27 protein-coding genes and 1 pseudogene are annotated in these 25,717 nt (G+C 51.2%); 16 read left to right on the forward strand and 12 right to left on the reverse strand.

What is annotated here, in order from left to right; all coding sequences use genetic code 11:
- The first annotated feature begins 9 nt into the window (after nucleotides 1–9).
- From NTV65_04690 to lpoB, 3 genes are read left to right on the forward strand one after another with little or no spacing between them, the layout of a single operon-like run.
- Complete coding sequence (locus NTV65_04690; protein MCX6114501.1) at nucleotides 10–1,011, forward strand: hypothetical protein; 1,002 nt, start codon at nucleotides 10–12, stop codon at nucleotides 1,009–1,011.
- 14 nt (nucleotides 1,012–1,025) lie between these two features.
- Nucleotides 1,026–1,433 (forward strand): DUF1425 domain-containing protein, encoded by a 408-nt coding sequence (locus NTV65_04695; protein MCX6114502.1) that lies wholly within the window; start codon nucleotides 1,026–1,028, stop codon nucleotides 1,431–1,433.
- A gap of 16 nt (nucleotides 1,434–1,449) precedes the next feature.
- Nucleotides 1,450–2,049, forward strand: a complete 600-nt coding sequence (lpoB, locus tag NTV65_04700) for a penicillin-binding protein activator LpoB (protein MCX6114503.1) — start codon at nucleotides 1,450–1,452, stop codon at nucleotides 2,047–2,049.
- Between the two features lie 13 nt (nucleotides 2,050–2,062).
- On the opposite strand, the gene NTV65_04705 is transcribed toward lpoB, so the two are convergent.
- A complete protein-coding gene (locus NTV65_04705) occupies nucleotides 2,063–3,745 on the reverse strand; it encodes a class I SAM-dependent methyltransferase (GenBank protein ID MCX6114504.1) in 1,683 nt (560 codons plus the stop codon).
- Between the two features lie 411 nt (nucleotides 3,746–4,156).
- On the opposite strand from NTV65_04705, the pseudogene NTV65_04710 reads away from it, so the two are divergent.
- Both NTV65_04710 and NTV65_04715 read left to right on the forward strand, forming a co-directional pair.
- Nucleotides 4,157–4,429 (forward strand): annotated as a pseudogene (locus tag NTV65_04710) (type II toxin-antitoxin system RelE/ParE family toxin).
- A 9-nt stretch (nucleotides 4,430–4,438) separates the two neighbouring features.
- Entirely contained in the window at nucleotides 4,439–4,744 is a 306-nt protein-coding gene (locus NTV65_04715; protein MCX6114505.1) for a putative addiction module antidote protein, read from the forward strand.
- A 309-nt stretch (nucleotides 4,745–5,053) separates the two neighbouring features.
- Here the strand turns inward: NTV65_04715 and NTV65_04720 are convergent, their stop codons facing one another.
- The 8 genes from NTV65_04720 to polA all read right to left on the reverse strand — a co-directional run bounded on the left by NTV65_04720 (nucleotide 5,054) and on the right by polA (nucleotide 12,219).
- Nucleotides 5,054–5,281, reverse strand: coding sequence for a hypothetical protein (locus tag NTV65_04720; protein ID MCX6114506.1), 228 nt, complete (start codon nucleotides 5,279–5,281; stop codon nucleotides 5,054–5,056).
- The gene (locus NTV65_04725) at nucleotides 5,250–5,783 is read right to left on the reverse strand and encodes a hypothetical protein (protein MCX6114507.1); all 534 of its coding nucleotides are present in this window, start codon (nucleotides 5,781–5,783) and stop codon (nucleotides 5,250–5,252) included. Before NTV65_04725 ends, NTV65_04720 begins: the two co-directional genes overlap by 32 nt.
- A 77-nt stretch (nucleotides 5,784–5,860) precedes the next feature.
- Nucleotides 5,861–6,049 (reverse strand): hypothetical protein, encoded by a 189-nt coding sequence (locus NTV65_04730; protein ID MCX6114508.1) that lies wholly within the window; start codon nucleotides 6,047–6,049, stop codon nucleotides 5,861–5,863.
- 199 nt (nucleotides 6,050–6,248) lie between these two features.
- The gene (locus NTV65_04735; GenBank protein MCX6114509.1) at nucleotides 6,249–6,809 is read right to left on the reverse strand and encodes a hypothetical protein; all 561 of its coding nucleotides are present in this window, start codon (nucleotides 6,807–6,809) and stop codon (nucleotides 6,249–6,251) included.
- A 5-nt stretch (nucleotides 6,810–6,814) separates the two neighbouring features.
- Nucleotides 6,815–7,519 (reverse strand): hypothetical protein, encoded by a 705-nt coding sequence (locus NTV65_04740; protein ID MCX6114510.1) that lies wholly within the window; start codon nucleotides 7,517–7,519, stop codon nucleotides 6,815–6,817.
- Between the two features lie 9 nt (nucleotides 7,520–7,528).
- Nucleotides 7,529–8,218 carry a sigma-70 family RNA polymerase sigma factor gene (locus NTV65_04745; protein ID MCX6114511.1) on the reverse strand — a complete coding sequence of 230 codons (690 nt, stop codon included), beginning with the start codon at nucleotides 8,216–8,218 and terminating at the stop codon, nucleotides 7,529–7,531.
- Nucleotides 8,219–8,236: 18 nt separating this feature from the next.
- Nucleotides 8,237–9,487: a glycosyltransferase family 87 protein gene (locus NTV65_04750; protein MCX6114512.1), complete on the reverse strand. Its 1,251-nt coding sequence runs from the start codon at nucleotides 9,485–9,487 to the stop codon at nucleotides 8,237–8,239.
- On the reverse strand, nucleotides 9,466–12,219 hold the full coding sequence (gene polA, locus NTV65_04755) for a DNA polymerase I (protein ID MCX6114513.1): 2,754 nt from the start codon (nucleotides 12,217–12,219) through the stop codon (nucleotides 9,466–9,468). The genes NTV65_04750 and polA overlap by 22 nt, the downstream gene beginning before the upstream one ends.
- A gap of 320 nt (nucleotides 12,220–12,539) precedes the next feature.
- On the opposite strand from polA, the gene NTV65_04760 reads away from it, so the two are divergent.
- Nucleotides 12,540–13,100 carry a hypothetical protein gene (locus NTV65_04760; protein ID MCX6114514.1) on the forward strand — a complete coding sequence of 187 codons (561 nt, stop codon included), beginning with the start codon at nucleotides 12,540–12,542 and terminating at the stop codon, nucleotides 13,098–13,100.
- 86 nt (nucleotides 13,101–13,186) lie between these two features.
- On the opposite strand, the gene NTV65_04765 is transcribed toward NTV65_04760, so the two are convergent.
- Both NTV65_04765 and NTV65_04770 read right to left on the reverse strand, forming a co-directional pair.
- Nucleotides 13,187–13,531 (reverse strand): zf-HC2 domain-containing protein, encoded by a 345-nt coding sequence (locus NTV65_04765; GenBank protein MCX6114515.1) that lies wholly within the window; start codon nucleotides 13,529–13,531, stop codon nucleotides 13,187–13,189.
- A gap of 344 nt (nucleotides 13,532–13,875) precedes the next feature.
- Nucleotides 13,876–14,565, reverse strand: coding sequence for a response regulator transcription factor (locus tag NTV65_04770; protein MCX6114516.1), 690 nt, complete (start codon nucleotides 14,563–14,565; stop codon nucleotides 13,876–13,878).
- A gap of 226 nt (nucleotides 14,566–14,791) precedes the next feature.
- On the opposite strand from NTV65_04770, the gene rplU reads away from it, so the two are divergent.
- The 3 genes from rplU (at nucleotide 14,792) to obgE (ending at nucleotide 16,644) form a co-directional block, all read left to right on the forward strand.
- Nucleotides 14,792–15,175: a 50S ribosomal protein L21 gene (gene rplU, locus NTV65_04775; GenBank protein ID MCX6114517.1), complete on the forward strand. Its 384-nt coding sequence runs from the start codon at nucleotides 14,792–14,794 to the stop codon at nucleotides 15,173–15,175.
- A gap of 51 nt (nucleotides 15,176–15,226) precedes the next feature.
- Nucleotides 15,227–15,502 carry a 50S ribosomal protein L27 gene (gene rpmA, locus NTV65_04780; GenBank protein ID MCX6114518.1) on the forward strand — a complete coding sequence of 92 codons (276 nt, stop codon included), beginning with the start codon at nucleotides 15,227–15,229 and terminating at the stop codon, nucleotides 15,500–15,502.
- A gap of 89 nt (nucleotides 15,503–15,591) precedes the next feature.
- Nucleotides 15,592–16,644, forward strand: coding sequence for a GTPase ObgE (obgE, locus tag NTV65_04785; protein ID MCX6114519.1), 1,053 nt, complete (start codon nucleotides 15,592–15,594; stop codon nucleotides 16,642–16,644).
- A gap of 6 nt (nucleotides 16,645–16,650) precedes the next feature.
- Here obgE and ald read toward each other — a convergent pair whose 3' ends face one another.
- Nucleotides 16,651–17,745, reverse strand: coding sequence for an alanine dehydrogenase (gene ald / locus NTV65_04790; GenBank protein MCX6114520.1), 1,095 nt, complete (start codon nucleotides 17,743–17,745; stop codon nucleotides 16,651–16,653).
- A 176-nt stretch (nucleotides 17,746–17,921) separates the two neighbouring features.
- On the opposite strand from ald, the gene folD reads away from it, so the two are divergent.
- From folD to NTV65_04825, 7 genes are all read left to right on the forward strand, one after another.
- Nucleotides 17,922–18,848, forward strand: coding sequence for a bifunctional methylenetetrahydrofolate dehydrogenase/methenyltetrahydrofolate cyclohydrolase FolD (gene folD, locus NTV65_04795; protein ID MCX6114521.1), 927 nt, complete (start codon nucleotides 17,922–17,924; stop codon nucleotides 18,846–18,848).
- Between the two features lie 10 nt (nucleotides 18,849–18,858).
- Nucleotides 18,859–19,956, forward strand: coding sequence for a glycine cleavage system aminomethyltransferase GcvT (gene gcvT, locus NTV65_04800; GenBank protein ID MCX6114522.1), 1,098 nt, complete (start codon nucleotides 18,859–18,861; stop codon nucleotides 19,954–19,956).
- Between the two features lie 14 nt (nucleotides 19,957–19,970).
- Nucleotides 19,971–20,351 carry a glycine cleavage system protein GcvH gene (gcvH, locus tag NTV65_04805; GenBank protein ID MCX6114523.1) on the forward strand — a complete coding sequence of 127 codons (381 nt, stop codon included), beginning with the start codon at nucleotides 19,971–19,973 and terminating at the stop codon, nucleotides 20,349–20,351.
- Nucleotides 20,352–20,381: 30 nt separating this feature from the next.
- Nucleotides 20,382–23,309, forward strand: coding sequence for an aminomethyl-transferring glycine dehydrogenase (gene gcvP, locus NTV65_04810; GenBank protein ID MCX6114524.1), 2,928 nt, complete (start codon nucleotides 20,382–20,384; stop codon nucleotides 23,307–23,309).
- Between the two features lie 170 nt (nucleotides 23,310–23,479).
- Complete coding sequence (locus NTV65_04815; GenBank protein ID MCX6114525.1) at nucleotides 23,480–24,316, forward strand: hypothetical protein; 837 nt, start codon at nucleotides 23,480–23,482, stop codon at nucleotides 24,314–24,316.
- A 38-nt stretch (nucleotides 24,317–24,354) separates the two neighbouring features.
- Nucleotides 24,355–24,738 carry a hypothetical protein gene (locus NTV65_04820; GenBank protein ID MCX6114526.1) on the forward strand — a complete coding sequence of 128 codons (384 nt, stop codon included), beginning with the start codon at nucleotides 24,355–24,357 and terminating at the stop codon, nucleotides 24,736–24,738.
- 574 nt (nucleotides 24,739–25,312) lie between these two features.
- Nucleotides 25,313–25,717 (forward strand): transposase (locus NTV65_04825; GenBank protein ID MCX6114527.1); only part of this gene is annotated, 405 nt, incomplete at its 3' end.

Below are 25,717 nucleotides of genomic sequence, written 5' to 3' on the forward strand. Positions count from 1 at the left end.
GGACGTTATATGTACAGTCGAATGATCGCGATAGCTAGTGTCATCGGTTCGGTTGTGTGCGGCGCACCAGGTGCGTTCGCACAGCTCTCGCAGGGCGAGAAAGACGCGGTATTTATCGGAGTCGTTAAAGTTCAGCCGGCGGTCCATGAGTCAGCGGCGAAGGCTGGGCGGACGAGCCAGCTGAACCAGATCGTGCAGGGATTGAGAGGGCAGCTTGTAACGGAGCTTAATCAAACCCGGGTCTTTCAGATCGTGGAGCGAGATCGGAAGGAGGATATTGAGCTAGAGCAGGCATTCTCTGAAGTAGCGGTCGATCCAAACGACAAGAATCGCGCTCAGACGATGAAAATGGCCGGAGCGAAGTATGCCTTCCTGCCCCAGATTGATGGGTTTGAGGACCGAACCTCAACCACGAAGTACGAGGCTATCGGACGTAGTTCGATGTCACGGTCGGCGTGGGTGTCAGCTACTGTCTCGATCGTTGATACGACTACTGGCGCGATTTTGCCAGATTCGCCAAGTGTTACCGTGAAGAGCGGAAGCGCGGCAGATTTGGTTCGTCAGGGAGCCTCTTTGGGCGGAGATGCTCTGATCTCTGCGCTTACCAAGGAGCTTGCACAGAAGCTCTCCCAAGAGTCAATTATGCTCATTCGTCCCCCGAAGGTGCTCACTATTACCGGTAATCAAGTGATGATCAATCGGGGCACCGAGGCTGGGTTCGACGTGGGAGTAAATGTCGAATTCTTTGTGACAGAGGATGTAAAGGACGACGACACCGGAGAGGTGTTCAAGAACGAGGTGCTTGTCGGCGCTGGTACGATTAATCGCGCCGATCCTCAGAAGAGTTTTGCCGAGCCGAGTGGCGAGAATCTTGGTATCGCCAAGAACTGCGTCGTACGAATTACTAAGGGTAGTGCACAAAAGCCTAAGGCGAACGTCGCTCAAAAAAATCCAGTAGCCCCCGATCCAGTCAATCAGGGATCCGGAGAGAAGCCGCTTGCTTTTAACTAAGGGGGGGTAGAATTATGAAGAAAGCGCTCGTGAGCCTTGTGCTCTTAGCCTGTGTCGGATGCTGGGGCACCTCTGGTACTGAAACTGTATCGGTTACCGGCCCTAACGGTGAGTCTACCTATACAACCTATATACACGCAGCAAATCAGCGCCTGGCGCGGCGTGTTGCGGTTATACGGGTGGATCGCATGGAGATTGGGGGGCTAGTCAAAAGTGCTGTAACGCTTCAATCCAGGACAACAGATACCGAGGCGGTTCAGTATCGTTGGGTATGGTTTGACTCGCACGGCTTTGAGGTAAACAGCTCCTCACAGGCCTGGCACCCAGTTTTGGTGTACGGCAAGCAAACGACCTCCGTACAGGGTGTAGCGCCGAATCCTAGCGCCAAAGAGTTTAAGCTTCATCTACGATATCAGGAATAGTTACAGGAGATAAATTATGAAGAGATTATTAGTACTCACACCACTTCTTGCAGTTGCTGCTCTGTCTAGCGGATGTGCTGCAACAACCGTTCAGTACGGCGATGCGCAAGCTCTTAGCACCGTTTCGACGGATTTTGGATCCTCGGATCTTCAGCAGATCGCAGCATCCCTGGTGGACTCAATGTTGACCTTTCCCCCGGTAGTTGAGGAGACTAGTAGGCGTCGGCCGGTATTGGTGATTGACCGCGTAAAGAACAAGACCATGCAACATATCGACACGGAGTCCGTTACGGATTCGATTAGAGCTCGCATGCTGAAGTCTGGTAAGTTTAGGTTTATTGATCGCACGACCGATTCTCACGCGATCGATGAGGTGCGTTACCAACAGGAGAGCGGATTAGTAAAGAAGGGCAGTGCTGTAAAATTCGGACAACAGCTCGCTCCAGAATACATACTGACAGCCAATTTCTCTGAGATCGAACAACGCAACAGCGATACCACGGATGTTTATTACAAGTTCACCATGAACTTAAAGAACCTGACTACAGGCATCCTTGAGTGGTCAGATGAGAAGGAGATCCGAAAAACAGCAACGCGCTCTATCTTTGGCAGATAGAGAGTGTGGGCGATCAGATCTTACGCCACGCCCGCACAGTCGAGAAAACCCCCGGTATAATCGGTAGGTAGGACTGCGTCTGAGTTGGGTCGCTCGGCTTTAGTAGGGGCAGCTCAAGCGCCTGCGCCTGTGCGTTATGAGTAAAGAATTCATCACAGGCCTGACGGATGCCCGGCTCATTGTTGGCGTGATGAGAGAGGATAAGCTCCCTGTTCTCTGGCGTAAGTGCGGGCAGATAGTCGTGTACTATTAGGAGTCCCCCCGACTTTACCAGTGGAAAATATAGCGCTAGATCTCGCTTTACTCCCTGATAGGAGTGGTCGCCATCTATAAAGATCGCATCCGCTAGGCGACCTCCACGCTTATACTCCTGAGCGATAATAGGGGCTGCGATATCTGAGTTCATCTTTAAGTGGCGCGCATCGTTACCTAGCTCTCGTAGCACCTGGTAGAACTGACTCTGTCCGGTTGGCTCAACGGCGATGGCTGAGATCGGAAGCCCATGGGTGCGTAGAGCGATACAGCTCTGCAGGAGTGAGGCACCGGCATACGAACCTACCTCAGTAAATAAGACCTCTCCCTGTGCTGCTTGGCACTGTAGCTGCGAGGAGAGTAGCCAGAAGAGTTGAAAGCGCTCGTTTTCTGACATCTGGCTTTCGATGCCTAAGAGCGCTACGTCGTGGCGCGCGAACTCCTCTGCGATACGGGGAGAGATTGCGGCGTTGATCGGAAAGCGCCCAGGTTTTTCAAACCATACACCCGTATCGTCGATGCTGGTCATAATCGGATTGATCTGTTTGGTAATAAAGAACTCCTCGCACGCTTTACGACATCCCTCCCAGTAGCCGAAGTCATCGATCTGAATAAGGCCCCGATCTACAACCCGATCATAGAAGGTTTCGAGTGGTGTTTTTGTTGAGGAGTACCACTCTGCATTCAAATGAAGAAGGGAGATCATCCCCACCCAATTTTTAGATGGTGCTAGAGTTGATTCAAATAAACCTTCAATTGGACGCAGTAGATCGCGGACACCGAGCTCATCTGCAAGGCGCTCAAGACTGGCCAGTGGGGCGGCACAGGTTCCGGTACCCCAGCCGGTTAGGTCGGCTGGTGTTCCATCATGTTTATCGTGAGCGCCAGCCGGCGGCATTCCGGAGAATGAATCAAAGCACCAGACGAATCTAGGGCTCCTGCTGTAACGTCGAATAACGTAAGCGAGCAGCGCTGATGAGCCACCAGCAGCCACGCCACACTCTACAAAGTTACCCGGAATATTCTCAAGGCAGATCCGACGGGCATGTGAGAAGAGGCGATAGAGCCTCTCAGTGCTGAGCATGGTGTAGGGACGAATGACTTTAAGGAGCTGATTAAAGTCCGGGTCATCTATAGTGCTCACAGCGCCTGTATAGCCTATCTCCTGAGAGAGCTGATCGAACAAACGTTGTGCATCGATGTTCCCTGGAAATAAGTGCAGCTCTTCGCGCAGGGACTCCAGCGCCTCTTGAGGACGATGCATGTTGATAAAGCATGCGGCACGAACGAGATCTAGGTTTATCAGAGGGGTTCTTAACGCCTTGGCGCTAAGCGTAACGTTGAAGGCGTCCTCGACAGAGCTGGCCTGCAGTAATTTCGTTGCTTGCAGTAGAAGCGCTTGAACGTCAGAGCTGGGTGGTTGTAAGTCAAGGTTGGTTGACATGAGAGAGCTCTCCGCAGTTATTCTAATACCAATGTTAAGAGTCAATCTGAGAGCGAGAGGATTCGCTTTTTTAAGCTATTAGAAGCTTGTAATATTCTGATATTATAGGGTTTTATTGAGAGTGGGCGCATAGCAGAATTAGGCTGACGATCTTTTTCATGGCCGGTCAGATACCGGCGTTCCCAGGGGGGAAGGCTTACGCCTAGGCAAAGCCCTGGGACCGCCACTCTCCAGAGTGGCTGGGTATAAATGGTCAGGTTGACGATCCCCTCCATGGCCGGCCTAGAGTCCGGAGCGCCCAGGAGCTTATGCCATTTAGTGGGGTGTTCGCTATGCGCTCTTAACACTCACAAAGTAACCCCGCTCAAATGATCGCTTGACGCACAGTAGCTTTAAAGCTACAGTATACTTATGAATCAGACGATAGTCATTTACGAGCAGAAGCGTGGCAAGAGCGCCTTTCTCGATTGGCTATTACATCTGAAAGATGTCAAAGCAAGAGCTGTCATACGAGCCCGTATCAATAGACTTGAGCTTGGAAACTTCGGTGATTGCAAGAGTTTGGGCGCCGGAGTCCTTGAGCTCAGAGTCTCATTTGGACCCGGCTATCGTGTCTACTTTGGTCGAGATGGGAATACAGTAGTGGTCCTTCTGTGTGGCGGCGACAAAGGCTCCCAAACAAAGGGTACAAAGATGCCAGTAAAAAGTTATAGAGCTGAGCTCCTCAAACAGCTCAAAGATCCAAAAGAAGCCGCTGAATATCTCAACGCATGCATGAGCGATTCCGAGGAGGTGTTTCTTCTCGCCTTACGTGATGTCGTAGAGGCAAGCGGCGGAATGGCGAACCTTGCTCGCAAGACGTCGCTTAATCGTGAGAATCTCTATCGAAGTTTGTCGAAGAAAGGAAATCCCAAGCTCTCAAGCTTGGCGTCTATTCTGGAAGCTGTCGGGATAAACCTGTACTTCGCGCCGACGAAGAAACAAAAAAAAGCAGCCTAAAGAAAGGGGTAGAGAAGTGAAGGACCACATCTGGCTCCTTGCGAGCAGCTATATACGAATGAGACAATTCATCCCTACAAGATTTGTCTTTGGTTAATGGTAAGAATTTTATATTAGGTGGAGGGGATAAACTCCCTGTAGAGCTTGTATCTTTAGAAGCAGGTGCGCTGTTACGCATCAGGAGGATAAGGAGATACGAGAAACTCGCAGGGGGGGGCTAGATAGCTGCTGCGGTTAGTTATTGAAGCTGATGTGCGCGTATGAGCTAGACCCGACTGTGTTGAGGGAGCTAGTGTAAGCTCCTGGTTATTAGAGAATGAACGGCCCGTAGCATGCGCGCGCCTTCTCTTTTTTTAGCTCAAAAAAATCTGGGCGAGAATTAATAAACGGTAGGTAGGTCTCGCTCAGGGCTATGATAGCAGCGAGATCGAGCTTTGCTGGGACGCTATGAAAGTCCCCGCCCTCTGGAAGAGTAAGAGGGGCGCTTAAAAGGGACTCGACCCACTTAGGAATTGTTGAGTTTGATGAGTCGCTCATATACCGTTACGTTAGCATATTTTAGACATAATTGTCGAAATGGCTCTGAATTAAGTGGGAGCGTGGCTATTTTTAGAAGTGCCAAAAGATCTCCTTGATCTTTTTGGGTGCGCTCTGCCTGCTCATACTTAAGGGAGTGCAGCTTCATTGCGATCAGGTTTCCAACTGAGGCAAAGGGAGTGCGTGTTCCAAATAATTCTGTGTAATGCGCATCAGCTAGAGCTTTCTCCATGGTCTCTTTATTAACGAGCATAAGATCGATCGGCCATGCGGCGATCTCAGATGGAGTTGTTTGAATGAACGAGGAGCTCTCCTGATAGATAGTATAACGAAGATCCGTTAAGAGTTGCCTCCAGAAGCCCCTCTCAGAGGCTTCTACCATCAGATCAAGATCCCCTGTTGTTCTTGAGATACCGTGGATGTTAAGGGCATGACCCCCTATTACAAGGAAGCGATTTTTGCCCTTTGTAGCAGCTTTTTCGATGAGTTTAAGAATCTCCATAGCCACTTCATTATACGGCAAGTGAGTGGGGCTGGCGAGGCTTTATCCCGAGTACCTCGGTAAGTCAGGACGCTGCGCTAATGTATCTCAGGCGCTGGTGTAGCCACAGCTTCTCTAGCGATCTCTTCGGCTAGATCTTTGCAGAGATCGTCTATCATATTAAAGGCGCGTGTGAGGGAATCGATCCCATCGCAGGTGATCTCAATCATCTCAAAAGCGAGATCTTCATCATACAACTCCGGCAGTTCTTTTTCTGGCTTGGACATAGAGTCTCTCCTGGTAGCTGTTGCAGTCTTTCGCTAGACTTAAAACTATGTGGAGCATTTATCGTTCCAAGGGGAGTAACGGCAGATAGAGCCCGGTACTTTAGGGCTAAATAGATAAGAGTAGTTATCTTAACTTGTTATAAGAGAGGATAGGGGGCAGATCCGTGATACATAAGACGGAATTCTGACACGCTGGGCACTAATTTCCGGCGTTGAGGGGCTTCTCTACAGGCTTCTCTGCCGGCTTCTCTATAGCAGTGGCTTTAATCGCCAAGATTACCCCCTGTTGGTGCGCGCACTCGGTTCCGGTCAGAACCGAATCATCAGCATCAAAGTGCACCCGGGTGTTGAGGATCTCATCTCCGTCCTTATCTTTCCAGTTAAGCCAGATGCCCACTCGCTTATTATCCATATACATCGGCCTAAACACTAGGGACTGACCGTTTGGAAGCTGCATCGTTTCACGCTGCCCCAGTGAAATAATCTGCTCCTTAGACTCTAAGAGTGAGAAGGATGAGAATGGGATCTGCGATAACTTTGGAGCTAGGTCCGAGATCTCCTCAGGCACATGCGCAGCTTGTATCTCTTGACCATCCTGCCCTGAGTCGAGGGGGTTAGTAGCCTGAATAGTTCTTACCGAGATCTTTATCTCGCTAATCTCTCCCTTGCCCTCATCCGCATACGCAGATTTAAACGATACGGCGCATAGCAGTAAAGATGATAGAAAGAGGTAAGTGATGGAGCTAGTATAAATTACCATACGAACTATCTCAACTGATCTAGGGGTATCACGCCAAGACCCAGATGTGGGGTGGCTTCTATAACAGGGGGAATATCAACCGCTCGGAGTGTGGCAGTCGGGATGTTTTTTCTGCGCACCCAGATCACAGCTGATTTTCCAGAGGGGTTTTGTAGTAATTTTAGGGGGCCATTTGCGCGCATCCAATCAACCTCTAACGTTGAATCGTCACGTCTGTTAAATCTAATCGGTTGCGAATCAAGTGCGCCGAGAGCAGCTTGCTTAAAGGGTTGTGGCAAAGTTGCTAAGGTAGCGGCAGCCTTTCCATCCTTAGCGGCGGGTTGTGCAAGGATGATAAGTAGTGTGGCAGCAACGGCCGCTCCTGATAATCCACCAAAGAGCGCCTGATTTAAGCGAATACGTTTAAAAGCTGGAGCTAACTCAGTAGTAGGCGCTGAGCGGCGCTCACCCAGATAAAAGGCAGCGCTCTCTTCAGCCGTTATGCGTGAATCGATGCGCGACCACAGATCAACTCCCTTAGCTTCTGAAGATATAGCGCGGCATTCAGCGCCGACAGCAGAGAGCCCATTAAAAAAGAGCTTGGCTTGATCGTTTCTGATAAGAAGTCTCTGGGCCTGAAACCGAGAGATAAAGCCGCACTCACCGTCGAAGTGGCGCGAGAGGAGTAGCTCCTCTTTTTCAGTCAGCATTTTTATCTCATTTTTCGTCATTACGTTACCTTAACGAACCTTAGCGAGTTCTTGCGAGGAGGAAGCTGCTGCCCCCTCTGGACTTAATTCTTTAAGAGCGTTCTGCAACGCCTTACGGGCATAAAATAGGCGGCTCATAACTGTGCCTCTACGAACTCCGATAGCTGCGGCGATCTCCTGGTAGTCTAATCCATCGACCTCACGCAACGTGATCACAGCCCGATGTTCCTCCGATAACTGACTAAGCACAACTTGTAGCTTACCACCAAGCTCCTTCCTAAGGAGAACGGCCTGCGGCCCCTCTACGTTTTGAAGGTGCTCTATGTCTTGGGTGATGGTGGGTGAAGAAGCCCCCTGTCCAACACCGGACCCGTCAGTATTGACGCCCCAGGACTCCTTAAATTCAAAATGCTTACCCCCCCTGCGAATGGTCCTGCGCTTAACGTCTACGGCCATATTAAAGGTGATTCGATAGAGCCAGGTATAAAAAGAGGAGTGCCCCTTAAAATACTTGAGTGATAAGAACCCCTTAACGAAACTCTCCTGAACAACGTCCTCGGCATCTTCGCGGTTTTTTAAGATATTAAAAGCCATCGTAAGGAGTCGCGCCTGGTAGCGCTCGACGAGCACGCGGTAAGCGTTGCGATCACCCTCAAGGGTATACTGAACCAGCTCCTGATCTGATTGGGGGCCCTGTCCTCGCTTGCTCTCTATAGTCATACCCTGCTTGTTATAAGGCTATCTGTGCCTATTTGCTAGCCCAGGGGGGGAAGATAAGGAGATGGTCAGTAACGTTACGAGGTAAGCTAGCGCAGCAAGAATAAGAAAGATGGGCAGGGGAGTTACGGTACGAAGTGCGCTCGCTAGGCCGCAAGCCCCGCACCAGATGCCAAGAAGATAGAGTTGCTTGTGTGTTTTAAGGGATAAAACTGAGCAGATAGCCACCAGCGCAAGACCCAGGTCGTAGAAATTTGCTTGAGGGGTTGCAAGCACGACGGTAACTCCGAAGAGGGGTAGAAATTTCGGCAGTCCTATTGGCTTGCTAAAGCTTTGGCGTGCCGCAAAGGCTAAGCGCAGTAAGAGCGCGGTAGTTAGCGCTAGAGCTGCCCAGGCGAGAGCTGAGTTCGCCTGATCTGGCATGCCCGTTACAGCGCCGAGTAGTCCGGTCATCTGTCGTGCGTTAGGAATAATATTCATCGGTGTAAAGCGCGTCAGGGCATCACACCAGGTTGCAATCCAGTCTAGCCCTAAAACTAAAGAGCCGAGCAGATAGAGTATTGTCGCAACCAGAGCCGTTGTTGCTACAACACGCACCCGCCACTGAATAACAGGGAGCATTAACATTATGAGAGCGTAGTGCGGCTTAAAGAACCAGAGACCTATTAAAGATCCAAATATAATCTCACCCCTAAGATCCCGCCTGCCCTGATATATAAAACAGAGCGCATAGATAAACATACTTGCAGCGATCAACTGCCCGCCAAAGACACCCAACAACACAGGAGCACAGAGCAGCAGCCCCGCTAAGATCTCTACGGAATATTCGGCTAGTCTTGAGTTAATACGAGTGATGGCGCGCGCCGTTAGAATAAGGAATAAGAGCTGAAGCGCGCCCCAGACTACGTGCCCCCATAAAGGGCCGAGCCACACTAGGGGCCTTGCAAGCAAGGCAACGTAGGGAGGATAGATCCCTGGTAGTAGCGCGCCTTGTAGCTGCGGCCAGATCTGATTTTGGATCTCTCTCTGGAGCGCAAAATCATAGAGCCTGTGTGGTTCTGAGCCGGCGGCGATAGCGGCTAGCGAGAAAAAAGCAGGGAAGTCACCGAGTTTTACAGATGTTAGGGGGCCTGATAATGAGCCAAGCGGATCTAGCCCAACCCAGGCTAGCGCTAATGCGAGTGCAATAAGGAGTGCGATTGCAATCCTTCTGATGCGGCCAGGCGCTGTAAAGAGCTGCGGCATCTCTACTACGATTGCGCCTCCTGCCAATTACGGCCACTACCTGCATCGACCTTGAGCGGCACACTGAGCGTTATAACGCTCTCCATGGCGTCCTTAACGGCTTCAATCAGTTGTGCGTTCTGTGCTGTGCCATGATCGGGCGCCTCCACTAGTAGCTCGTCATGAATCTGCAGGATTAGCTTAGCGCCCACGAATTTATCGGCGAGGAGCTGCTCAACTTTTATCATGGCGAGTTTAATAATATCGGCAGCGGAGCCCTGTAACGGAGCATTGATTGCAGCGCGCATAGCAAACCCCTGATCACGACCACTGGTATCGATTGAGCTGATAATGCGCTTGCGCCCAAAGATAGTCTGCACCTCTCCATTTGAGAGTGCAGCCTCTTCAAGCTTTGAGAAGTATCCCTTTACGCGTGGATAGCGGTTAAAGTAGTTCGTAATATATGCGCTGGCTTGCTGTACCGGAACGCCCAGCTGTTTAGCGAGGCTAAAGGGGCCCATGCCGTAGACGATACCGAAGTTAATTGTCTTGCCGAGCCGTCGTTGATGATCTGTCACTTCGTCGTTGGCCGAGAGCCCCATAATCTCACGGGCGGTGCTGGCATGAATATCTACGCCGGCGTTAAAGGCCCGGATCAGGGTCTCATCAGCGCTTAAATGCGCCAAAAGCCGCAACTCAATCTGCGAGTAGTCGGCCGCAATAAAGAATGAGCCGGATTCAGGAATAAAGGCTGAGCGAATGCGCCCGCCCGTCTGGCTCTGAACCGGAATATTCTGCAGATTAGGCTCAGAGCTAGAGAGTCGTCCGGTGCTCGTGATGGTTTGGTTCAGTCGGGTATGAACACGACCGGTAACCGGAGAGATGACCTCCACTAGGGCGTCGGTATAAGTAGATTTAAGTTTATGCAGCCCGCGGTACTCTAAGATTAGAGCGGGGAGTGGGTGGATTTCGGCGAGCTTTTCAAGGACGGATGAATCAGTAGAGAAGCCGGTCTTTGTTTTTTTGATGCCCTTGGTAGAGATAGCTAGTTTATTAAAGAATAGATCAGCTAGCTGTTTTGGTGAGTTGATATTAAACTCGCAATCAGCGCAGCTGTAGATCTTTACCTCAAGTTCTTTAAGCTGCAATTCAAACTCTGCTGACATGCTGCACAGCAGCTCTCTATCGACCTTAACTCCCAGGCGCTCCATATGCGCAAGTACCGGAACAAGGGGCATCTCAAGCTCGTTAAGAACGCGCGTAAGGGTTGCTTCATTGACCAACGGCAGTAATTTCTCCTTCAGCAGCCATGCGTAGTGCGCGTCCTGACAGGCGTAGCGTGTTGCGGCTTCAATTGAAACAGCCGAGAAATCGGCAACACCCTCCGTTACCTGTTCGTACTCAATGACTGGGAGCTGCAGCAGATCGTTTGCCAGGGCGGTTAGATTAAAGCTGCGGCTATCGGGATTAAGTAGGTAGGCGGCAACCATTGAATCAAAGCTTACGCCCCGAACCGGGATGCCGTTAATCTCTAGGATGCTGACATCATACTTTAAATTCTGACCGCATTTTTTAACTGTGCTATCAGCAAAGATCGCTCCTAAAGTGCGAGAGAGCTCGCTCCACAAAACCTGATTAGGCTGAGCAGAGCTATCAAGCGCGCTATGTCCAATTGGCACATACCATGCGGCGCTATCGTTCCAGCAAAAAGAGATCCCAACGATCTTTGCCTCGTGCAGCTTGAGCGAGGTGGTTTCAAGATCAAAGGAGAACTCTCTCTGAGCGTAAAGCTCCCTAGTCCAGGCGGCAAAATCTTGGGCGCTAACGGTTTTATAGTCAAAGGCAGCGGCTGCCTTTGCATTGCGCGAGACGCCGATGATCTTCTGAAACTCCTTAAAGAGTGAGGTGAATTCGAAGCGCTCAAAGAGTTCGCCCAGATGATCTGCATCGATCTCGCGTTTTGTAAGAAGGGCCTCGATATCACAGTTTCCGTCCTGTAGCGCCTGTAACGGTACATTATAGTCGACCTCGACTAGCCTACGAGCGAGTCGCAAGAGCTCCAGATTAGAAGAGATCGATTCGGCTATTTTTTTACGATTTCTGATCTCAGCATCGTTCTTAATATCCTCTACGTGCGAGATAACGCCCTCAACCGTAGAGTATTTCTGAATTAACTGCGTGGCTGTTTTTGGACCAACGCCATCAACACCTGGAATGTTATCAGAGCTATCACCTGTCAGGGCCAGAATCTCAGTAACCTGCGAGGGACCAACGCCGAATTTTTCTATCACGCCCGAGATTCCGTAACGTTGATCCTTCATCGTGTCCCAGATCTGAACTTGATCCGAGACGAGCTGCATCAGGTCCTTGTCGCCCGATACGACGACAACCTGCTGGCCGTTCGCCACCAGCTTAGCTGTCAGTGTGGCGATGATGTCATCGGCCTCGTAGCCCACGCACTCAAGCACCGGAAGTCCAAGCGCGCGCGAGATCTCTCTGAAGAACGGCATCTGCTCAACTAACTCTGGCGGACACTCACTGCGGTTGGCTTTGTATTCAGGGTAGAGATCGTTTCGAAAGGTCTTTCTGCCCGCATCGAAAATGACCGCAACTTTAGAGGAGTTAGCCTGCGCTATGGTCCTCTGCATCATCTTTAAAAATCCGTAGAGCGCATTGGTCGGAAAGCCCGCTTTGGTCGTCAGCCTTTGAATGGCGTAAAAAGCGCGAAATATATAACCGGAGCCATCGATCAGGTAGGTGATGTCGTTAGGGTTTGTCATAACAGGAGGTTACGAGGGGTCTTAGGTCTTCGTCAACAGTCGGGCGAGGTAGTTGGTAACTATTCACCGTGCGTTACCGTTGTATGCGCTAATGCTTATAGGAGGCGGTCTTTGTACGGAGCTGCCCCTTTCTTGTCGTCCCCTGATCGGGGACGGCAGATTTTGTGAATAGTTAATATTATCACCCCCGATTTGCTCTGCAAATCGACCCCTGAGGGGTTTGTTATAAAATCGTTATAACTACGTAACAGTTTCGAGATGCGGGGGGATCATAAACCTTATGTCTTTTATGTTTTGTCTATGTTTTTGAGGAATGAAGTATGAGAACGATTAGTAAGGTTATGACGACTGTCTTTGGAATTACCCTCGGTTTAGGAGTGGCAGCTCCGGCGGCAAATGCTCAGGTGACTAGTTTGGCTAGTGTAAATGAGCTACGAGCCGTAATTGATTCCGTTCAGGGCATCGGTAACGGCTTGGGGAACTCGAGCGCCCGACCGGTAGGAAAAGATACTGATCTTGTATTAACCCTGAAGGGAAAGCTCTATCAGCAAGATAAGAGCGGCAAGGTAACTGTGGTCGGTGATGTCAAGCAGCTCAGTATCGGACTACCAGCAAAGGTGGGGGACCGTACTAACGCACAAGATATTTGTCTTAGACGTGCGGAGGCTCTCCAGGCCGGCCATACTAGGGCGAAGCTTGAAATCTTTATGGAAGCACTGCGTGTTGGTGAGCAGCACTACAAGGTAAAGACGCTCTTTGGCTGCTCTGACCTGACTGTAGCATTGGCGACACCAACGCCAACGCCAAGGGCGACGCCAACGCCAAGGGTAACGCCAAGGGCAACGCGAACACCAACGCCAACGCCAATTACGTTCAGGTAGAATAGATAGTTATAGTGTACGGCCCGCCTACGCATCCATAGTGGCATCCACAGTGGTTCTGTAGCGCGGGCCGTAACCTTTTTGTCTTACGCGATATATGAAAGGCTAAGCCCGAGGCGTTGATTAAGGGCCCTGCGCAGGCGGTTTTGTACATCTACTGCGATCGGCTGCTCTGGTTCACGCAGCTCTGCAGCGCCCTCAATGACATGGGTATAGGAGGCAAAGAGGGCCGCGCACTCAGGACAATCGTTTAGGTGAGTGTCCATTACGAGGCGAGCGTTCTGACTAAGGTCGTTATCGACGTAATCCCCCAAGCGTGCGATGACATCATCGCACCCGTCAAGCTCAAGTAGATCGGAGTTAGCGCCAGATCCGAAATTGTCGCCGAAATTGTTGTCCAAGTTGTTATTGTCGAAGTTATTGTTATTCATTGAGAGGGTCCTTCTAAAAGATACGGTTCGCGCTTTCTGACGTCCCTCCCCAAGCTTTGAACGAACTTCAAAGACCAGGGGAACAAAAACACACAACAAAAACCTAGCGAACCAACCTTTTTTCAACCTCTTACTACTTCAACCTTGCGCCACTCTAATTTGCATACCGACCTAACTTGCATACCGAGTGGGGGTGCCTGCGACATCATTTCCCTATTTCGATTCCTCTTGAGCGAAGATCGGTGCAAATTTGTTACAAATTTAAGAAAAAATAGTTACAAGAGCGAGGATAAGACTCTAACTATTTGATATTATTGTATAATTTAAGCTAATAGGAGCGTCTCTTACGCCACAAACTTATAACCGACCCCGTGCACGGTCAGGATATGCTGGGGCTCGTCTATGTTGGCCTCAACCTTTTGGCGCAGGCGGGCTATATGGTTGTCTACAGTGCGGGTGGTTGGGTAGGAGTTGTACCCCCAAACCTCATCTAATAACTCATCCCTGGTCACGACAGAGCCAACCTTGACCACTAGGTAGCGCAATAGTCTGTACTCCCTAGCTGAGAGGTCGATAGGCTCATTATTTTTCAGGGCGCGGTAGGCCTTAAAGTCAACGACCACATCTGAGAAGCGAATTTCATCAATTGATGTAACCCGTTGAACGCGCCTTAGGAGGGCCTTAACTCTGGCAATAAGTTCAAGCATTCCAAAGGGTTTGCCAAGATAATCATCGGCGCCAAGCTCAAGCCCCAAAACCTTATCAATCTCACTTGAGCGTGCGGTTAGGAGTATCAGGGGGGTGGAGTTTCCAGCGTTTCTAATCTCGCGACAGGCCTGCAGGCCATCCTTGCGAGGCATCATGACGTCCATGATGATCAGATCAGGTTTTCTGGTATTTATTAGTTGAATACCCTCTTCGCCGTCACAAGCGCTCAGGACCTGAAAGCCCTCTAGTTCAAGGTTCATAGTGACGCTTTTTCGGATAATATCCTCGTCCTCTATGACAGCAATTACAAATCCATCTCCTCGCATCGTCTTCCCCAGGGCTGAATTTTGAGAGCTATTAGTAGAGAGTATAGCAAGGGTAGAAGGGCATATGATATAGCCCACTCACCTTGCTTTTCCCCGCTCAGATCGGTATCTTACCTGCTCTGAAGTTCTGACTCTAGTACTTTCAGACAGTTATCGCTAGCGGAGATTATTCCAGAGCAGTAAGCCGCAATAATCTTAGAGTTCAAGCGAGTAAAGATAGGGCGTTATGGCAAAAAAGCAGTCTGATGAATTGAATACTGATAGTGTAGCGCAGGCGGAGCCTAAGCTCTTTGCTGTTGTTCGTACATGCGGCAAGCAGTACCGGGTTACAGCAGGCACTAGGATCTCAATTGCTACTCAAGAGGGCGAGAAGGGGGACAAGATCACCTTTTCCGACGTTCTTATGGCTGGCAAGCTTGATGGCAGCGAGATAAAGATCCTTGCAGGTGGCGAGAAGTCACTCGGCGTAACCGTTATCGGACGTCTCATTGCTCACATTAAGGACAAGAAGGTTATTATCTTCAAGAAGCGCCGTAAGGGTGGATATACAAAGAAGCAGGGACATCGCCAGGCAAAGAGCGAAGTCATGATCGAGAGCGTTACGCTTTAATATCAGACAAGATAAGTTATTAGTTGTTCGATTTGAATTTAGGGTGATGTCATGGCACATAAGAAAGCGGTAGGAAGCACCAGGAACGGACGAGATAGTCGCGGTAAGCGTCTCGGAGTAAAGAAGTTTGCTGGGGAGGTTGTTCGGGCAGGAAGCATCCTAGTTCGTCAGCGTGGCAGCACATATCACGCCGGTCAAAATGTTGGGACTGGTCGTGATTATACGTTATTTGCGTTAACTGATGGCGTTGTTGCATTCAAGAAAGGGCTTCGTCAGTACATCTACGTTAAGCCAGTGGCTCCAGTAGTGGCGGCTGTATCGGTATAGTCCAAGCAGCTCATAGGCTGTTTGAAATCTGAAAAAGGAGGAGTTCGGTTGGCCCGACTCCTCTTTTTTTTGTTGAGGATAGTGCGCAGATGAAGTTTATAGATGAAGCGGTAATCGAAGTTAGTGCCGGTAAGGGTGGTGCTGGATCACGACATTTTCGGCGTGAGAAGTTTATTCCACTCGGTGGTCCCGATGGCGGCAACGGTGGACGGGGCGGATCTGTAATTCTGCGCGCCGATCCAAACGTGCATACCCTGCTTGATTTTAAGTTTCAGGCTGTCTGGGAGGCCACAGGGGGTGATGTTGGCGGTGGATCCCGCAAGGATGGCAAAGCTGGTGAGGATGTGATCGTTAAGCTTCCGATCGGCACGCAGATTTATGCCTTTGATCTTAAGACCGAGACTCAGGGCGATCTAGTATTAGATCTCGATGTTGCAGGGCGTGAGTTTGTTCTGGCAAAGGGTGGCAGGGGCGGAAAGGGCAATAACTTTTTCAAGACCTCGACTAATCAAGCGCCTGAGTATGCGCAGCCGGGCGAGCCGGGCGAGCAGGGCGCTTATTTTCTCTCGCTTAAGCTTGTAGCGGATGTGGGCTTGGTAGGATTTCCGAACGCAGGTAAGTCGACCTTAATATCTCGTATCTCTGCGGCGCGACCTAAGATCGCCGACTATCCCTTTACTACCCTGGTGCCGAACCTTGGGGTTGTTCAGGCCAAGGGCGGGCGTTCATTTGTAGTTGCCGATATTCCCGGGCTTATTCCTGGGGCGAGTGAGGGCAAGGGGCTCGGTATTAGATTTTTAAAACATGTTGAGCGCACTCATATCATCGCGCATCTGCTTAACCTCACCCAGCTTACTGAGGATGGCGAGGAGGCCGATCTAGAGCAGCTCTTTGATTGTATTAACGCGGAGCTTGAGCTCTTTTCAGAAGAGCTCGCTGTGCGAGAGCAGATCGTTGTCTTAACGAAGTGCGATGCCGTGTCATCGCCCGAGCGAGTCGAAGAGTTCACCCGTCGCTTTAAGGCGCGTGGCTATGATGTGGCCGTTATTTCAAGTGTGGTCGGTAAGGGTATCGATGAGCTGATTGAGCGACTAGCGCAGAGCGTGTTTAAGGCTCCAAGCGTAGGCGCTGAGACTTTATAATCTTTGTCATTTGCTATAGGGCATCCCAAGCGCCTCGGCTGTAAGCTTATTGGTCAGCTTGCCGTGAAAGCAGGTGAGAGCATGTTTCATCTCGGGCGCAGAGCGCAGGATCTTTGCGGGGCCCTGTTCGGCTAGCTTTATAATATACGGCAACGTTGCCTCAGCCAGTGCGAGGGTGGAGGTGCGGGGAGTTTGAGCCGGCATATTGCATACACAGTAGTGTATAACGCCGTCGACTAAGTAGGTTGGATTATCGAGCATTGTAGCCCTGCTAGTTTCTGAGCAGCCCCCCTGATCGATACTAATATCAACGAAGACCGCACGTGGTCCCATCGATCGGATCATCTCCGCCGTAATAATGCGTGGGGTGCTAGCACCCGGAATTAAGACAGCACCAATTAAGAGATCCACTCCTGCGCAACCGTGAGCAAGTGACTCTGATGTTGAGAGCGCCGTTTGTACATTTGGAAACTCGTGAGAGAGCTTTGTTAGCTTCTCTGCACTAATATCGAGAACGGTAACCTGAGCTCCCATGCCTAGAGCGGTTGCGCACGCAGCATGTCCTGCTATACCGGCTCCGATAATCGTTACCTTGGCAGGTGGCGCAGCAGCTGCCCCACCAAGTAGCACTCCGCGCCCCCCGTGCTGCGAAAGTAGGAGGTGTGCGCCGTTTAGGATCGAGAGCTTTCCAGCTACAACGCTCATCGGCTCCAAAAGCGGAAGGCGCCCATCGCTGGTCTTTAGGTTCTCGTAGGCAAACGCTGTTACTTTTTTGTTTAGCAGCTCCTGGGCGAGCGCCGGAAGGCTCGCCAAATGCAGAAAGTCAAAGAGAATTAGCTCTGGCCTAAAAAACTGGAACTCAGAGGGGTCGGGCTCCTTTACCTTAACTAGCAGATCTACGTTGCTCCATACCTCTGCCAACGTTTTAACTATCTTGCAGCCTGCCTTACGGTAATCGTTATCCGTGAATGAGGAGCCCTCGCCAGCACCCTGCTCAATCAGGAGCGAGTGCCCAAGTTTTATAAGGGAGAGAGCCCCAGCTGGGGTAATCGCAACCCGTTGCTCAAGCGTTTTGCGTTCTCGTGGTACACCTATCTGCATATATATATAGTCAGCCCATTAAGAGCGCTTCGTCTAGCCCCTACATCACCAAAAGTCACAAAATAGAATGCTTACGCCTAAGCGAAGCGCTGGGCTACTCTATTAGTTTACTTGATGCGCTTGCTCGACTATAACTTCTGACGGTAGTAGTTGATACCTTTTTGGGGACCCAGAGCATGGCTTACGACGCCTCTTCACCAAAGATCCTAGATGGAAAAAAGCTGGCACGCGCCGTAGCTACTACCATCTCGGCACGGGTTGCCGACCTTAAATCTCAAATTAAACGGGCCCCAGGGCTGGCTGTAATCCTGGTCGGAGAGAATCAGGCCTCTAAAACCTATGTCACCTCTAAGCATAAGCTCGCCAGGGAGTGTGGCCTTGAGAGCTTCGATGCGCACCTTTCAGCCACCACAACGGCCGCACAGCTGCGCGAAGTTATTCAGAGCTATAACGATAACGATCTAGTTGATGCAATTCTGCTACAGCTTCCACTACCCGCCCCACTAGATGGCGCTGAGTTTATACGGCTAATAGCCCCTGAAAAGGATATTGATGGGCTGCATCCGATTAATCAGGGGCTCCTGCTGCAAGGGCTACAGGCGCCGCGCCCCTGTACTCCGCTCGGAGTGATGACGATGCTTGATCTGGCGCTCTCAGATATTACGCTTAGTGATAACACCGTGCTGCAGGATCTGCCGAAGGCCTCCTTAGCCGGGAAAAGCGCCGTTGTAATCGGGCGCTCTCAGCTAGTTGGCAAGCCGATGGGGTTTTTGCTCCTGGAGCGCAACGCAACCGTGACATTTGCGCACTCAAAGACCGACGACCTTGCTGCAGTATGCCGCGCTGCAGATATCCTAGTGGCAGCGGTCGGAGTGCCGCTGCTCGTTAAGCGCGATTGGATCAAGCCGGGAGCTATCGTGCTCGATGTTGGAATAAATCGACTCCCTAACGGCAAGTTGTGTGGAGATGTTGCCTACGAAGAGGTTGCGCCGCTCTGTGCCGCCATTACTCCCGTGCCAGGTGGCGTAGGGCCGATGACGGTTGCGATGTTGATCTCAAATACGGTTGAGAACTGTGCGCGCAGAAACGGACTTATACTATAAAGCTACTACTATGAAGCGAACCCCACTCTACGATGAACATGTGCGGCTAGGTGGTAAACTAGTGGAGTTCGCCGGCTGGGAGATGCCGGTGCAGTACTCAGGCGTTGTGACCGAGCACGTTAATGTGCGCGAGCGGGTCGGGCTCTTTGACGTTAGCCATATGGGAGAGATCTGGGTTAGTGGCCCCGAGGCTGAGAGCGCCCTTGAGTACATGACCTGCAACAAGGTTTCGGCGCTCTATGACGGCAAGGCGCACTATAACGCTATCCTTAATCCAGCCGGTGGAGTGATAGACGATATTATCATCTACCGCTTTAGCGCGACACTTTTTCTGCTGTGCGTGAACGCTTCAAACGCAGAGCGTGACTATGCCTGGCTCACTGAAAACAACCCAACAGCGGCCCTTATTACGAACGCCAGCGCAGAGTACGGCCAGATCGCCGTGCAGGGCCCACATGCAATGGATCTCCTAGCACCACTCGTAAGAGACTATGACCTCTTAAGCCTAAAGAGCTTTCACTTCGTAGAGTCTGAGCTGCTAGGTAGTAAGGTGATAATTGCAAGAACCGGATATACCGGAGAGGATGGCGTTGAGATCTTCGTTAAAGCTGAGAGTATCCCTGATCTGTGGAGACTTCTGCTTGAGCACGGCGCAAGCTACGGAGTGCTGCCGTGTGGGCTTGGGGCGCGAGATTCGCTTAGGCTTGAAGCGGCGCTGCCACTGCATGGACATGAACTAAGTGAAGACACTCCGGCCCTTGAGAGTGGGCTCGGTTGGATAGTTAAATTTGATAAGGGCGATTTTATCGGACGGGACGCTTTGCTTAAGCTGAAAGAGCAGGGGTTGCAACGTAAGCTCGTTGGGTTTTATCTAGACAAGCCCGGTATAGTTCGTCAGGGAGATCTCGTGCAGCAGGCCGGGGCTCAGGTAGGGGTTGTAACCAGCGGCACAAAGACCCCCACCGTTAATAAGGCTCTCGGCATGGCGTTTGTTAACGTTAATCTGAGTGCACCAAATACTGAGTTGTCGTTCGTTGTGCGTGGCCGCGAGATAGCGGGACACGTTGTGCCGCTACCGTTTTATAACCGTACCAGACTAATAGCATAGGAGGAGTTTATAGTATGAAATTTCCAGAAGAGTGTCGCTACACCAAGGATCATGAGTGGGTGCGTATGGAGGACGGTCTCGCCGTTGTTGGTATTACTGAGTTCGCTCAGGCCGAGTTAGGAGAGCTCGTATTTGTAGAGCTTCCAACAGCCGGCAAGCACGTAGCACAGAAGGCTACGATGTGTGTGGTTGAATCAACCAAAGCAGCCTCGGATGTGTATTCACCGCTGACCGGAACGGTAGTGGGGATAAATGAGGCCCTCAGTACAGACCCTGGGCTGATTAATAGCAGCCCTTATACGGAGGGCTGGCTTGTTAAGCTCTCTGGGGTGTCAGAGCTTGAGCTAAACGCACTTATGTCGGCAGAGCAGTATCAGAAGCATGTTGAGCGCTAAATTGAACGGTATATTATGTTGGCAGAAGAGATGAAAAACGAAGTCAAAAGTGAGCAAGTAACGCAGCACCGTAGCGGTTTCGGAGTATCCGGATTTCCTGCGCGGCATATCGGTCCAAGCACCGACGAGATTACTCAGATGGCGGCGTTTCTTGGCAAAGGCTCGCTCAAGGATTTAATTGATGCCGTAGTTCCTAAGAAAGTTCGTAGTGTTAAGCCACTTGAGCTCTCCCGGTTTCCGATAGCGCTCTCTGAGTATGAGGCCTTGGAACGCATCAAGGGCATCGCTGTAAATAATATCGTGGCACGCTCCTTTCTCGGCATGGGGTATTACGATTGTATCGTCCCCCCCGTTATTCAGCGCAATATTCTTGAGAACCCAGGCTGGTACACACAGTACACTCCCTACCAGGCAGAGATTGCACAGGGGCGACTTGAAGCGTTGCTTAACTATCAAACGATGGTGATGGATCTTACAGGAATGCAGATCTCAAATGCTTCTTTGCTAGATGAGGGCACAGCGGCAGCAGAGGCGATGGCGATGTCGCTAGCGCTATCAAGCAAGATAGCGACAATAACAGCGCCTGAGTATATCGTCTCCGATACGGTTCATCCACAAACGTTAGGTGTTATTGCAACCCGCGCCGCAGCGCTCGGAATCACCATTAAGGTGCTAGCGATGTCGCAGTGTGAATTTGGCCCGCAGAGCTTCGGGTGCCTAGTGCAATATCCCGATACGCTCGGAAACGTAGTTGATCTCTCTGGATTATGCTCTAAGGCGCATGCAGCAGGGGCAATGGTGTGTGTAGCGTCTGATCTATTGGCGCTCTGTTTGCTCACCCCTCCTGGCAAAATGGGGGCCGATATAGTAGTTGGCTCTACGCAGCGCTTCGGTGTGCCGATGGGTTTCGGCGGGCCGCATGCGGCGTTCTTTGCAACAAAGGATGAGTATAAGCGCAGTATGCCTGGGCGTTTGGTCGGTGTTTCACGCGATTCATCCGGTAAGCCAGCGCTAAGATTATCGCTACAAACCCGTGAGCAACATATTAGACGTGAAAAGGCTACGAGCAATATCTGCACAGCACAGGTGCTGCTAGCTGTAATGGCGAGCATGTACGGGGTTTATCATGGACCACGTGGTCTGCGCGAGATAGCTGAGCGTGTAAACGGTTTTGCTATGGCCTTTGCAACACTGGCAAAAAAAGCTGGATTAGTGCTCGTAAACGAGAGCTTCTTTGATACAGTAACGGTTGAGGTGGGTGCCAAAAAAGCGGTGGTGCTGGCTGAGCGAGCTGAGCAGGCCGGAGTGCTCGTTAGGGTTGTCTCTGATTCGCGCTTAGGTATTAGCTGTGATCAGGCTAAGGGTCTAGATGATCTTGTAACGCTCTCTGAGGCATTAGGTATTAAGGCAACGCGTGCAGAGTGTGAGCAGGCGCTTAACGCAGCAAGCAGGTCTATTCTAAACCCGTCGATCCCAGAATCCATTCAGCGCGAGGTTGATTACCTTAAGCACCCGGTTTTTAATTCCTACCACTCAGAGACCGAGTTCCTGCGCTATGTGCGTAAACTTGAGGCGCGTGATCTCTCACTGGGCTTTTCGATGATTCCGCTTGGCTCCTGCACGATGAAGCTCAACGCCACCTCTGAGATGCTGCCGGTAACGTTCCCAGAGTTTGGAGCTATTCACCCCTTTGCTCCGGCGCACCACCGCCGAGGGTATGAGGAGCTGTTTAGAGATCTTGAGATCTCGCTTAACGAGATAACCGGATTTGATGGTTGCTCGTTACAGCCCAATGCAGGCTCACAGGGTGAATATGCTGGGCTAGTTGTGATCGGTGCCTATCATGCTAGCCGCGGAGAGTCTAAGCGAACTATCTGCCTTATTCCCAAATCGGCGCACGGCACTAATCCGGCGAGCGCCGTTATGGCCGGTATGCAGGTGGTTGGAGTGGCGTGTGATGCTTTTGGTAACGTTGATTTAATTGACCTACGGGCCAAAGCGGAGCAGTACAGGGAGACCCTTGCGGCAATGATGGTTACTTATCCCTCAACGCACGGCGTATTTGAGGAGGATATTAAGCAGGCCTGCGAGATAGTGCACGCCAACGGTGGCCAGGTTTATATGGACGGCGCCAATTTAAATGCGCTCGTCGGGCTAGTTCGTCCAGGTGAGTTCGGCGCAGATGTTTGCCACATTAATCTCCATAAGACCTTCTGTATTCCGCACGGCGGGGGTGGCCCAGGTATGGGACCGATCTGTTGCGCGCAGCACCTGACACCGTTCCTGCCGAATCACCCCTTGGTGGATTTCGGACGTGCGCACGGAGTGGGGGCGATCTCAGCGGCACCGTGGGGCTCGGCTAGTATTTTACCTATCTCGTGGATGTATATCGCGATGATGGGGGGTGAGGGGCTAACCAGGGCTACGGAGGTAGCTATACTTTCAGCTAACTACGTAGCCAAGCGTCTAGAGAGCGATTATCCGGTCTACTATAAGGGCGCTTCAGGGTTCGTTGCGCATGAGTGTATCATTAACCTAGCGGCACTTAAGGAAGAGGCCGGTATTGAGGTAGAGGATATCGCAAAGCGTTTGATGGATTATGGCTTTCATGCGCCGACGGTTTCGTGGCCAGAGGCTGGTACCCTGATGATTGAGCCGACGGAGAGCGAATCAAAGAGCGAGCTAGATAGATTCTGCACCGCACTTTCGATGATCCGTGCTGAGGTTAGACAGATAGCAACGGGCGAGTTTGATAAGACCAACAACCCCCTAAAGCAGGCGCCCCACACTGCGCAGGCCGTTATTAGCGATAGGTGGAATAGGCCCTACAGTAGAGAATTAGCAGCCTTTCCAGCCCCCTGGACCCGCGATAATAAGTTTTGGCCGGCGGTGGGCCGGATTGATGGGGTTTACGGGGACCGCAACCTCTTTTGCTCCTGTGATGCCTTAGGAGAGTAGGGACCCTACTAAACAGCGCTAGCGCCAAAATAGCTGCAAAATCTAAAGCACACGCACATCATAGGCGACCATAACCATTGGTGAGACCGTATTTTTTGCCGGGCGGCTCCACTTGAATGCCACGTAGGGGCGTACACGGGGGTCTATCAATAGCTGGGTTCTGGAGCATTATGAACAGACAGGTACGAATGTTACTCACAAGGTTATCAACCAATCTGCTTTCACGAAGTATCAGAGGTGTCGCCCGGACACTCGCCATTGTTGCTCTGTTATTTGTGTCACAACTGATAGTTGGAGCGGACGCCTTTGCGCAGGGGGGAGATATTAAGATATACGGGTTCTCAGGTTGCGGGCACTGTCAGCAGTTTAAGAATAACCCAAATTACATAGACGTCCTGGCGGATGGCTATACTGGCCCAAAATTCGGCAGTTATCCGACTGCTGTTGCGGCAGACGGTACACAGCTGGTAGGTCCGGATGCTATTAATAAAGAACTCAAAAAGCCTGCGCAACCGCAAGCGCCGCAGTCTCCGCAAGGGTCGCCGGGGGTGAATCCGCATGCTAAGCCACAGAGACAGAATATGAATGATGAGCAGTGTGATGGAGAGGACTGTTCTAATACTTCTAATGGTGAGGAAGGTGCTCCTGGTGATCCAGGTATTAATCCTCCTGGTAATTCAGGCACTTGCTCCGGTCCTAGCTGTAGTCCCGGCGGTCGTGGCGGAGGTCGTGGCGGTGGTCGTGGCGGTGGAGGCAGAGGGCCTCTAAGTCGTATAGTCGGCGGCGGTGGAGGCAGAGGGCCTCTAAGTCGTATAGTCGGAGGCGGCGGAGGGCCTCTAAGTCGTTTAGGCGGAGCCGGTGGAGGCGGAGGGCCTCTAAGTCGTATAGGCGGAGGCAGACGGATCTTTGGAGGGGGAGGGGGACGATTTGGCCAATTTCTTCAGAATCTCGTTAGTCGTGGCGGAGAAAGCGGCGGAGGCTGCGGTCCTCAAGGCTGTCCTGGATAGTAAATACAAAAAACAGTTATAAAAGTGGGGCAACGGATATGAATATAAGATTGAGTCGTAGATTATTTTGTACCTTACTAACCCTTCTTTGTATCTCTCCTACTCTTAGTGGGTACGCCATTGAGCCCGAAGTTCTGCGTGAGATGGAGCAGGAGGTTGTAGAGAAGATCTGTTCAGATGGGGGTATTTGGTTAAAGTGTTACAACCTTGAAGCTGGTAGTTGTAACAGGGTGGCTTCGAGCTTTGTATCTAAGTGCCTCGAGAGAACATTAGCCGGAATCTCTCAACCGATAGCACAGAATCAGCAGTCGCCGCTCTCTCTTCAGATCGTGGACTGCTTTAATGATGAGTTCACTCAGAGGTACGGCATGGATCATCTAGGTACGCCTGAATGCGAGGAGACGCCCGAGCATTTACGGTAGTGCGATCAGGCGAAGCCCTGGGACCGCCACTCTCCAGAGTGGCTGGGTACAAATTTTCAGGTTGACGATCCCTTTCATGGCCGGTCGGATACCGGCGGTCCCAGGGGGGAGGGAAGGCTTACGCCTCAGCGAAGCCCTGGGACCGCCACTCTCCAGAGTGGCTGGGTATAAATGTTCAGGTTGACGATCCGGCGGTCCCGGGGGGAAGGGGCTTACGCCTCAGCGAAGCCCTGGGACCGCCACTCTCCAGAGTGGCTGGGTATAAATTCTCAGGTTGACGATCCCTTTCATGGCCGGTCGGATACCGGCGGTCCCAGGGGGAGGGGCTCACGCCTCAGCGAAGCTCTCCAGAGTGGCTGGTACAAATGTTCAGGTTGGCGATCTTTTTCATGGCCGGTCGGATACCGGCGGTCCCAGGGGGAGGGGCTCACGCCTCAGCGAAGCCCTGGGACCGCCACTCTCCAGAGTGGCTAGGTATAAATTCTCAGGTTGACGATCTCTTTCATGGCCGGTCGGATACCGGCGTTCCAATTACTCCCGCAACTTTTTTTGCCTGTGTTCGAACTAGCCACTTGTGAGTAATCCAGATACTAAAGCATCCAGTGCCTCTCTTGGATGGTACAGTCGAAGTTATATTCCGCATCTCGACGCCGCAAATATTTTACAGTTCATCACAATTCGTCTGGCAGACTCCCTACTACAGAATAAGCTTAGATCTTTAGAGATAGAGCTAAAAGAGAGCCCATCAACCGTTACAATCAAGCGACGCCAACAGATCGAAACGTGGCTCGATGCAGGGTATGGCGCGCCCCTTCTCGCTAATCCTAAGGTCGCTTGTGTCGTTGCATCAGCACTACTTGAATTTCATAAAGTGCGTTACACCCTGCATGCTTGGGTGATTATGCCGAATCATATTCATATACTCATTGAAACGCGACCTGAATGGCCGCTCTATAGAGTAATAGGTAGTTTTAAGAGA

It is taken from the genome of Pseudomonadota bacterium, assembly GCA_026390555.1.
In the GTDB taxonomy this organism is placed as follows: Bacteria; Bdellovibrionota_C; UBA2361; order UBA2361; family OMII01; genus OMII01.